Annotated in this window: 11 protein-coding genes; 6 read left to right on the plus strand and 5 right to left on the minus strand. The window is 72.6% G+C overall.

Annotated features, from left to right (window positions below; genetic code table 11):
* From SACPADRAFT_RS29035 to SACPADRAFT_RS0220755, 4 genes are all read left to right on the plus strand, one after another.
* On the plus strand, positions 1–667 hold a 667-nt coding region (locus SACPADRAFT_RS29035; RefSeq protein ID WP_007025333.1), incomplete at its 5' end, for an FAD-dependent oxidoreductase.
* Positions 667–867, plus strand: a complete 201-nt coding sequence (thiS, locus tag SACPADRAFT_RS0220745) for a sulfur carrier protein ThiS (RefSeq protein WP_007025332.1) — start codon at positions 667–669, stop codon at positions 865–867. The genes SACPADRAFT_RS29035 and thiS, both read left to right, overlap by 1 nt.
* A 10-nt stretch (positions 868–877) precedes the next feature.
* A complete protein-coding gene (thiG, locus tag SACPADRAFT_RS0220750; RefSeq protein WP_007025331.1) occupies positions 878–1,657 on the plus strand; it encodes a thiazole synthase in 780 nt (259 codons plus the stop codon).
* 184 nt (positions 1,658–1,841) lie between these two features.
* Positions 1,842–2,273 (plus strand): MarR family winged helix-turn-helix transcriptional regulator, encoded by a 432-nt coding sequence (locus SACPADRAFT_RS0220755; protein ID WP_007025330.1) that lies wholly within the window; start codon positions 1,842–1,844, stop codon positions 2,271–2,273.
* Between the two features lie 164 nt (positions 2,274–2,437).
* On the opposite strand, the gene thiD (SACPADRAFT_RS0220760) is transcribed toward SACPADRAFT_RS0220755, so the two are convergent.
* From thiD (SACPADRAFT_RS0220760) to SACPADRAFT_RS0220775, 4 genes are all read right to left on the minus strand, one after another.
* Positions 2,438–3,274: a bifunctional hydroxymethylpyrimidine kinase/phosphomethylpyrimidine kinase gene (gene thiD / locus SACPADRAFT_RS0220760; protein WP_007025329.1), complete on the minus strand. Its 837-nt coding sequence runs from the start codon at positions 3,272–3,274 to the stop codon at positions 2,438–2,440.
* A gap of 60 nt (positions 3,275–3,334) precedes the next feature.
* Positions 3,335–4,180, minus strand: a complete 846-nt coding sequence (gene thiD, locus SACPADRAFT_RS0220765) for a bifunctional hydroxymethylpyrimidine kinase/phosphomethylpyrimidine kinase (RefSeq protein ID WP_007025328.1) — start codon at positions 4,178–4,180, stop codon at positions 3,335–3,337.
* Positions 4,177–5,862 (minus strand): phosphomethylpyrimidine synthase ThiC, encoded by a 1,686-nt coding sequence (gene thiC, locus SACPADRAFT_RS0220770; protein WP_007025327.1) that lies wholly within the window; start codon positions 5,860–5,862, stop codon positions 4,177–4,179. The genes thiD (SACPADRAFT_RS0220765) and thiC overlap by 4 nt, the downstream gene beginning before the upstream one ends.
* A 311-nt stretch (positions 5,863–6,173) precedes the next feature.
* A complete protein-coding gene (locus SACPADRAFT_RS0220775) occupies positions 6,174–6,728 on the minus strand; it encodes a peptide deformylase (protein ID WP_007025326.1) in 555 nt (184 codons plus the stop codon).
* 136 nt (positions 6,729–6,864) lie between these two features.
* On the opposite strand from SACPADRAFT_RS0220775, the gene SACPADRAFT_RS34545 reads away from it, so the two are divergent.
* Positions 6,865–7,272, plus strand: coding sequence for a DUF3263 domain-containing protein (locus SACPADRAFT_RS34545; RefSeq protein ID WP_007025325.1), 408 nt, complete (start codon positions 6,865–6,867; stop codon positions 7,270–7,272).
* Positions 7,269–7,955, plus strand: a complete 687-nt coding sequence (locus SACPADRAFT_RS0220785) for a LytR C-terminal domain-containing protein (protein WP_007025324.1) — start codon at positions 7,269–7,271, stop codon at positions 7,953–7,955. The genes SACPADRAFT_RS34545 and SACPADRAFT_RS0220785 overlap by 4 nt, the downstream gene beginning before the upstream one ends.
* Positions 7,956–7,988: 33 nt before the next feature.
* On the opposite strand, the gene SACPADRAFT_RS29040 is transcribed toward SACPADRAFT_RS0220785, so the two are convergent.
* A partial coding sequence (locus SACPADRAFT_RS29040; RefSeq protein WP_198048364.1) for an ATP-binding protein occupies positions 7,989–8,988 on the minus strand: 1,000 nt, incomplete at its 5' end.

Below are 8,988 nucleotides of genomic sequence, written 5' to 3' on the forward strand. Positions count from 1 at the left end.
CGCCGTGGACAACCGCAGGTTGCTGGACGCGCTGCGCACCGCCGCGGCCGGGCACGGTGCGGAGTTCGTCCCCGAGGCCGTCACCGACCTGGACGGGAAACGGGTGTCCACCTCCGCGCGGACGGTCGGCGCCGACGCGGTGGTGCTGGCCGCCGGGGCGCACAGCGCGCGGCTGCATCCGGCGCTGGCCGACCGGGTGCGCCCGCTCAAGGGTGAGATCCTGCGGCTGCGGCCGCGGCGAACGAGCCTGCCGCCGCCCCGGCACACCGTGCGGGCCACGGTCGAGGGCAGACCGGTCTACCTGGTGCCCCGCGCCGACGGCGAGCTCGTGCTCGGCGCGACCCAGTACGAGGCGGGCTTCGACACCGACGTGACGGCGCGCGGGGTGCGGGAGCTGCTGGACGCGGCCGAGCGGGTGTTCCCGGCGCTCGCCGAGTACACCCTCACCGAGACCACGGCCGGGCTGCGTGCCGGCAGCGCCGACAACCTGCCCTACCTCGGGCTCCTCGACGACGGTGTGTACGCGGCGGCCGGACACCACCGCAACGGGCTGCTGCAGGCCCCCGTCACCGCGGAGGCCGTGCTCGCCTGGCTCGCCGGCGCCGCGCCACCGAGGGGCGTGGCGGGCGCGCACCCGGACCGGACCGACAGTGAGGAGTCGCTGTGATGGATGTGCACGTCAACGGGGACACCCGGCGCGTGCCGGACGGCAGCACCGTCGCCGACGTGCTCGCGGCCGCGTGGGGTGACGCGAAGGGAATCGCCGTGGCGCTCGACGGGGAGGTCGTGCAGCGGGGGCGCTGGAGCGACGTCGTCGTGCGCGACGGCGCGCGCATGGAGATCATGACCGCGGTGCAGGGAGGCTGAGCACAGCACGATGACGTCCGCCGACACGACCACCCCCGAGGAACCGCTGGTCCTCGGCGACCACAAGCTCGACTCCCGGCTGATCCTCGGCACGGGGGGCGCGGGCAACCTCGACGTCCTCCAGCGGGCCCTCGTGGCCTCCGGGACCGGACTGACCACCGTCGCCCTGCGCCGGGCCGACACGGAGGGCGGCTCCGGCGTGCTCGACCTGCTGCGGCGGCTCGGCATCGCGGTGCTGCCGAACACGGCGGGCTGCCGCACCGCTGCCGAGGCCGTCCTCACCGCCCGGCTGGCGCGGGAGGCGCTGGACACCGACCTGGTGAAGCTTGAGGTGCACGCGGACGACCGGACCCTGTTGCCGGACCCGGTGGAGACCCTGGAGGCGGCCGAACAGCTCGTCGCCGACGGCTTCACGGTGCTGGCCTACACCAATGACGACCCGGTGCTGGCACTGCGGCTGGAGGAGGCCGGGTGCGCGGCGGTGATGCCGTTGGGCTCGCCGATCGGGACGGGGCTGGGCATCCGCAACCCGCACAACCTCGAACTGATCGTGTCCCGGGCCGGGGTGCCGATCATCCTGGACGCCGGTGTCGGGACCGCCTCCGACGCCGCCCTGGCCATGGAGCTCGGGTGCGAGGCCGTGTTGCTGTCCACGGCGGTGACCAGGGCACAGGCGCCGGAACGCATGGCGCGGGCGATGGCCGCGGCGGTCACCGCGGGACGTCTCGCGCGCGAGGCGGGGCGCATCCCGCGCCGGTTCTGGGCCCAGGCGTCGAGCCCGCCCCGCTGACACCCCCGTCGCACGGGGGTGTGCGGGCGGCACGTGGGGAACGGGAATGTGGGGAGCGGGAATGTGGGGAGCGCGGACGCGGCGGCCGCCCGACCACGTAAAGTGACCCGCACGTCCGGACATCCGGTGCGTAGCCGGGTGCGCGGGAGCGGGAGAGCACGTGGACCGAAGGAGCCTTCGAGAAGTGAGCACGTCGGCACAGGACGTTCCCGGCAGGCTGTTCCTCACGATCGGCAGGCTGTCCCGGTCGTTGCGTCAGGCGGGCGCGCCCGGACCCGGGCACGGGGCGATCTCGGCGTTGGCGACGCTGGCCGCGTGCGGGCGGCTCCGGCTGGGTGATCTGGCCGCCAAGGAGGGCGTCGCGGCGGCGACCATGTCCCGCATCGTCTCCGCCCTGGCCGAACAGGGCTACGTGCGGCGGGAGTCGGACCCGGTGGACCGCAGGGCGTGGCTGGTCACGGTCACCGACGCGGGGCAGAGCCTGCTCTCCGGTGTCACCGCCACCCGCATCAACGAGCTGAGCAGGCGGATCGACCGGCTCACCCCGGAACACCGCGACGCCCTCGCCGCCGCCGTCCCCGCCCTGGAAGCCCTCCTCGCCGACGACGACGTCTGACCCCACCCCCGCGCGAGTCGCCACCCCAGGCCCCCGAGTCGCCACTCCGCGCCCGCGAGTTGACACCTAAGGCCCGCGAGTCGCCACTCCGCGCCCGCGAGTTGACACCTAAGGCCCGCGAGTCGCCACCGCAGCCCGGTGATCCGTCGCCGTGTGCCGGCGGATCAGCGCTGGGCGTCCTCGTCGGCGACACGCCAGAACGCCGACACGGGGCCCACCTTCGCGCCCATCGGGTACGAGTTCCGCACCGCGTTGATCACGTACCACTTCGCCAGCCGGGCCGCGTCCGGCACGCTTTCGCCACGGGCAAGACCGGCGGTGAACGCCGACGCCATCGCGTCCCCCGCGCCGTGGGTGTGCGGGGTGTCCAACCGGGGGCCCGGCAGCTCGGTGAACGTCTCGCCGTCGTACAGCAGGTCCACACACTCCGGGTCGTCGGCGAGGTGCCCGCCCTTGACCAGGACGTAGCGCGGGCCGAGCTCCCGCAGCGCCAGTGCGGCGTCGGGCATGTGCTCGCGGCGGGTGACTTCCATCCCGGTGAGCAGCCGGACCTCGTCCAGGTTCGGCGTGACCGCCGTGGCACGGGGGAGCAGTTCGTCGCGCAGCGCCGTCAGTCCGGCGTCGTCGAACAGCGGGTGCCCGTGCATGGAGGCCGCCACGGGGTCGACCACGAACGGGATGCCGTCGGTGCCCCCGATGCCCGCCCGGTCGCACGCCGCCGCGACCGCGTGGATGATCTCGGCGGAGGCGAGCATCCCGGTCTTGGCCGCCTGGAGCCCCATGTCGGCGGCGACCGCCTCGATCTGCCCGGCCACGACCCGGGCCGGGACGTCGGAACGGTCGTGCACGCCGAGGGTGTTCTGCACCGTCACGGCCGTGACGGCGACGAGGCCGTGGACACCACACGTGAGGAACGTCCGCAGGTCCGCCTCCAGACCGGCGGCGCCCCCGGAGTCGGACCCGGCGATGGTCAACGCCGCGGGAGGCTGCTTGTCGCTCATCCCCCCAGTCTCACCCACACCCGCCCGGTCCCGCGGAGGTGGCCCACGGCCCCGCCCGGCTCACTCCTCCGGCGCCAGCCGCCAGAACGGGGACACCGGCCCGACCCCGGCGCCCAGCGGATACGCCTCGGCGACGCAGCGTTCGATGAACCGCTTGCCTTTCGCCACGGCGTCGGGCACGTCCAGGCCCCGCGCGAGGTGGGCCGTGACCGCCGAGGCGAGCGTGTCCCCACCGCCGTGGGTGTGCTCGGTCTCGTACCGCGGGCCTTCGAGGTCGACGTAGTCGGTGCCGTCCGCGAGAAGGTCCACACAGCGCGGGCCGTCGGCCAGATGTCCGCCCTTCACCAGGACCCACCGCGGCCCCAGCTCCAGCAGGGCGTCGGCGGCGGCGCGCCTGCTGTCGGCGTCGGTCACCCGGACGCCGGTCAGCAGCCGGACCTCGTCCAGGTTCGGGGTGACCAGCGTGGCGCGGGGAAACAGCTCGGTGCGGATCGCCTCCAGCGCCTCGTCCCGCAGGAGGGGATCCCCGTGCATGGACGCGGCCACCGGGTCGACGACGAGCGGGGTGCGCCCCGGTCCACGCCCGATGCCGAGGGCGTCGGCCGTGGCCGCGACCGTGCGGATGATGTCGGCCGAGGCGAGCATGCCGGTCTTCGCCGCGTCGACACCCATGTCCCCGGCCACGGTGCGCATCTGCGCGGTCACGACGTCCGGCGGGATCTCCGTGAAGCCGTCCACCCCGAGTGAGTTCTGCACGGTGACCGCGGTGACCGCGGTCATCCCGTGGACCCCGCAGGCGAAGAAGGTACGCAGGTCCGCCTGGATGCCCGCCCCGCCGCCGGAGTCCGACCCGGCGACGGTCAGCGCGGTCCTCGGGGTTTCCGGGTTCCTCCCCGTCCGGGTCACGGCTCGACCACCGGTAGGTAGACCTGGTTACCGCGTTCGCCGAACTCCCGCGCCTTGTCCCGCATCCCGGCCTCGATCGCATCCACACTGGACAATCCGTGCTCCTCGGCGTAGCGGCGGACGTCGTGCGTGATGCGCATCGAGCAGAACTTCGGCCCGCACATCGAGCAGAAGTGTGCGGTCTTGGCGGGTTCGGCGGGCAGGGTCTCGTCGTGGAACGCCCGTGCGGTGTCCGGGTCGAGGGAGAGGTTGAACTGGTCGTGCCAGCGGAACTCGAACCGCGCCCGGGACACGGCGTCGTCCCACTCCTGCGCGTACGGGTGCTCCTTGGCGAGGTCGGCACTGTGCGCGGCGATCTTGTAGCTGATCACGCCGGTCTTCACGTCGTCCCGGTTCGGCAGGCCCAGGTGCTCCTTCGGGGTGACGTAGCACAGCATCGCGGTGCCGTACCAGCCGATCTGCGCCGCACCGATCGCCGAGGTGATGTGGTCGTAGGCGGGGGCGATGTCCGTCGCGAGTGGACCGAGGGTGTAGAACGGCGCCTCGCCGCAGAGCTGTTCCTCCAACTCGACGTTCTTCTTGATCTTGTGCATCGGCACGTGGCCGGGGCCCTCGATCATCACCTGCACGTCGTGCTCGCGCGCGAGGTGGGTGAGCTCGCCGAGGGTCTCCAGCTCGGCGAACTGGGCCCGGTCGTTGGCGTCGGCGATCGACCCCGGCCGCAGCCCGTCCCCGAGGGAGAAGGTGACGTCGTAGGCGCGCAGGATCTCGCACAGTTCGGAGAAGTGCGTGTACAGGAACGACTCCCGGTGGTGGGCCAGGCACCACGCGGCCATGATCGAGCCGCCGCGGGAGACGATCCCGGTGACCCGCTCGGCCGTCAGCGGGACGTAGCGCAGCAGCACGCCCGCGTGCACGGTCATGTAGTCGACGCCCTGCTCGCACTGCTCGACGACGGTGTCCCGGTAGACCTCCCAGGACAGCTTCTCCGGCTCGCCCCCTACCTTCTCCAGCGCCTGGTAGATCGGGACGGTACCGACCGGAACGGGGGAGTTGCGCAGGATCCGCTCGCGGGTGGCGTGGATGTTGCTGCCGGTGGACAGATCCATCACGGTGTCGGCGCCCCAGCGGGTCGCCCACACCAGCTTGTCCACCTCCTGCTCGACCGACGACCACACGGCCGAGTTGCCCATGTTGGCGTTGACCTTCACCAGGAAGTTCTTCCCGATGATCATCGGTTCGGATTCGGGGTGGCAGCGGTTGGCGGGGATCACCGCACGCCCGCGCGCCACCTCCGCGCGGACGAACTCCGGATCGACGCGCTCGCGTGCGGCGACGAACTCCATCTCCGGGGTGATCACCCCGGCCTTCGCCCGGCCGAGTTGGGTGTCGTGCTCCCGGTCCTCGTGCCACGCCGTCCGCGTGCGGTCCAGTCCGGTGTGGACGTCGATGGTGGCTTCGGGGTCGGTGTAGGGCCCCGAGGTGTCGTAGACGTCGAAGTGCTCCCCGTTGGAGAGGTCGATACGCCGCGCCGGGACGCGCAGCCCCGAGGCGGTCGAGTGGTAGATCTTGCGTGAGCCGGTGATCGGTCCGGTGGTGACCCCCGGTCCGGCAGCGCCGTCACCAGTGCCGTCACCGGTGCCGTTGTGCTCTGCGGTGGCGCTGTTGTTCAGCGTCGTCACGACGAATCCACTCCCTACGCCGGCATTACCCGGTCAGGTTCGTGCGGTCGGCGGCGCCGGGTCCGGTCGAATCGGACACCAGCCGCCCTCTCAGCCCGCCAGGGCGCGAGCTCCCGCGATGTGCTGTTGTCTTCCTACCCGAGCGACCCTAGCCACGCCCCACCCCCACCGACAACCCGCCACCCGGGTCACGGCGCGGGGTTTTGTCGTGAAGGGCACCTTCCCTGCGTTGCACGCAGCGAGGGGCACATTCACTGCGTCACACGCAGCGAATGTGCCCTTCACGGCAACTACGGAGGGTGAGGGGGTGGTCAGGGGGCGGGTGGGAGCCAGGAGTTGCCCGGGACGCCCCACTTGTTCGATTTGAGCATCTTTTTCGCGGCCCGGGAGTGGCGGCCGATGAGCCGGTCCAGGTAGAGATAGCCGTCGAGGTGGTCGGTCTCGTGCTGGAGGCAGCGCGCGAAGTAGCCGGTGCCCTCCACCTCGATCGGGGTGCCCTCGACGTCACAGCCGGTGACCTTCGCCCGGGAGGCCCGCCCGGTCGGGTAGGACTCGCCCGGAACCGACAGGCAGCCCTCCCAGTCGTCGTCCGGGTCCGGCATGGTCTCCGGGATCTCGCTGGTCTCCAGCCGGGGGTTGACCACCAGTCCCTTGTGCCGCACACCCTCGTCGTCCGGGCAGTCGTAGACGAACAGCCGCAGGTCGACGCCGATCTGGTTGGCCGCGAGGCCGACACCCTCCGCCGCGTACATCGTCTCGAACATGTCGTCGACGAGCGTGGCGAGGTCGGCGTCGAACGTCTCGACCTCGCGGGTGCGCGTGTGCAGGACCGGGTCTCCCGCGATGCGGATGGGGTGGATCGTCACGGTGGGTCATCCTAGGCGAGAGTCACCACCCGGACGCGCCGGGCATGCTCCGGGCTTTCGGCCTTCCGGCGTGATCTAATGACGGTGCGCGACGATCGCGCGGGATACCGATGTGCCCGAGCCGACGAGGAGCCAGATGGACGCCGCCGCGGAGTCGACGGCCCCGGACGAGCGGCCGCCCCCGCAGACCGGGCCCGCACAGGCCGGGTCCACGCAGGCAGGGTCTGCGCAGGCAGGGTCTGCGCAGGCAGAGCCCGCGCAGACCGAGCCCCCGCGGGCGGGGTCCGCGGACGGCCTGTCCGAGCGCGAGGTCGACATTCTCGCCTTCGAGCACCAGTGGTGGCGGTACGCGGGCGCCAAGGAACAGGCGATCCGGGACCGGTTCGGTGTCTCGCCGACCCGGTACTACCAGATCCTGAACAAGCTCATCGACAAGCAGGAAGCCATGCGTGCGGACCCGATGCTGGTCAAGCGGCTTCGGAAGGTGCGTGCGTCCCGGCAGCGCACCCGCGCGGCACGGCGGTTGGGGATTGAACTGCCATGAGCCTCTTCGACGGAGTGTCCAGGCCGATGCGGGCCGCGGGACTGGGGCTGATCGCGGTCGCCGTGGTGGCGACGGCGCTCGGCGGGGTCTCGGTGGTGACCGGAGGGGATCCCGCGGACACCGCGGCCACCGGGAGTGCCGAACCGGATCCGGGCGCGGGCGGGGGCGACCACGGTGACACCCCCGACGACCCCGGGCGCGGTGAGAACGGCCCCGACTCCGACGACGGTGCCTCCGGGGACGACGGTGCCTCCGGGGACGACGGCGCCGACGGGGGCGAGCCCGGCCGGGACACGGGCGGGGACAAGACCGGTGCCGAGGACGGCGACGCCGACGGGGACGGCACCGACGGCGACCGCGGCGACGACCGGCAGGCCTCGGTCGAGGAGACCGCCGTGCGGGTGTACAACAACAGCGACATCTCCGGTCTCGCCACCGACGCGGGCGACGACCTGCGAGCGCGGGGCTGGAACGTCGTCGAGGTCGCCAATTACTCGGACGGGATCATCCCGAACAGCACCGTGTACTTCCGTCCCGGCACCGACGAGGAACGACTCGCACACGCCCTGGGCGAGGACTTCGATCTGCGGGTCGAACCCCGCTTCGACGGCATCTCCGACGCCAGCCCCGGCCTCGTCGTCATTGTGACCAGGGACTACGACGGCCCCGTCGACCCGAAGTGAGGTCCGTCCCCGGACGTCGCGTCGGCCCGGGGATCAGCGGGACCCGGTGTAGGCGGCCGGTGCGGCGAGCTGCTCCGCGTCGAGGGAGGGCCGCACCACCTCCCGCGCGACCGTCAGGTGTGCCGCGGTGACCTCGGTCGCCTCCAGCGACTCCCGCAGCGCGACCAGGGCCGCCTCCCGGACCAGTGCCGCGCAGTCGGCCGCCGAACAGCCCTCCAGTTCCGCGGCCAGCGCGGGCAGGTCGACGTCCGGGGCCAGCGGCGTGTTCCGGGCGCTCGCCCGCAGAATCTCGGTGCGGGCCTCGGCGTCCGGCGGCGGTACGGACAACGACCGCTCCAACCGGCCGGGGCGCAGCAGTGCCGGGTCCACCAGCTCCGGCCGGTTGGTCGCCCCCACGACGACGACGTCGCGCAGTGGTTCCACCCCGTCCAGCTCGGTGAGCAGTGCCGCCACCACCCGGTCGGCCACCCCTGAGTCACCGGACTGCCCCCGTCGCGGCGCGAGTGCGTCCACCTCGTCGAGGAAGATCATCGACGGGGCGGCCTCCGCCGCCCTGCGGAACAACTCGCGCACGGCGCGCTCGGACTCGCCCACCCACTTGTCCATCAGTTCGGCGCCCTTGACCGAGAAGACGTTCAGTGCCCCCGTGCCCGCCAACGCCCGCACCAGGAAGGTCTTGCCGCCGCCCGGCGGCCCGTGGAGCAACACGCCGCGGGCGGGGGTGACCCCCAGCCGCGCGAACGAGTCGGGATAGCGCAGGGGCCACAGCAACGTTTCCGTCAGTGACCGTTTCACCTCCCGCATGTCGCCGACGTCGTCGAGGGTCAGCCCGCCCGTGGCCAGGGTGTCCGTCGTGGACAGCGAGATCGGCCGGATCGCGTCCACTGCGTCGAGGAGGTCGCGCTCACGGACGTGCGGCCGCTCCGCGTCCGCGGGCCCGGCACCGGCGGCACCGTCGTCCTCGTCGTCCTCGTCGTCCGCGCCGGGTACGGTCCCGTCCGTGCCGCCGGTGTGCCGCAGGGCCGCGCGCAGT

The sequence above is a fragment of the Saccharomonospora iraqiensis subsp. paurometabolica YIM 90007 genome (assembly GCF_000231035.2).
Taxonomy (GTDB): domain Bacteria; phylum Actinomycetota; class Actinomycetes; order Mycobacteriales; family Pseudonocardiaceae; genus Saccharomonospora; species Saccharomonospora paurometabolica.

Excerpts from the sequence above, each read along its gene's own strand:
- thiS (WP_007025332.1), top strand. The coding sequence starts at position 667 with ATGGATGTGCACGTCAACGGGGACACCCGGCGCGTGCCGGACGGCAGC.
- thiG (WP_007025331.1), top strand. The coding sequence starts at position 878 with ATGACGTCCGCCGACACGACCACCCCCGAGGAACCGCTGGTCCTCGGC.
- thiD (WP_007025329.1), bottom strand. The coding sequence starts at position 3,274 with ATGAGCGACAAGCAGCCTCCCGCGGCGTTGACCATCGCCGGGTCCGAC.
- SACPADRAFT_RS34545 (WP_007025325.1), top strand. The coding sequence starts at position 6,865 with ATGGACGCCGCCGCGGAGTCGACGGCCCCGGACGAGCGGCCGCCCCCG.
- SACPADRAFT_RS0220785 (WP_007025324.1), top strand. The coding sequence starts at position 7,269 with ATGAGCCTCTTCGACGGAGTGTCCAGGCCGATGCGGGCCGCGGGACTG.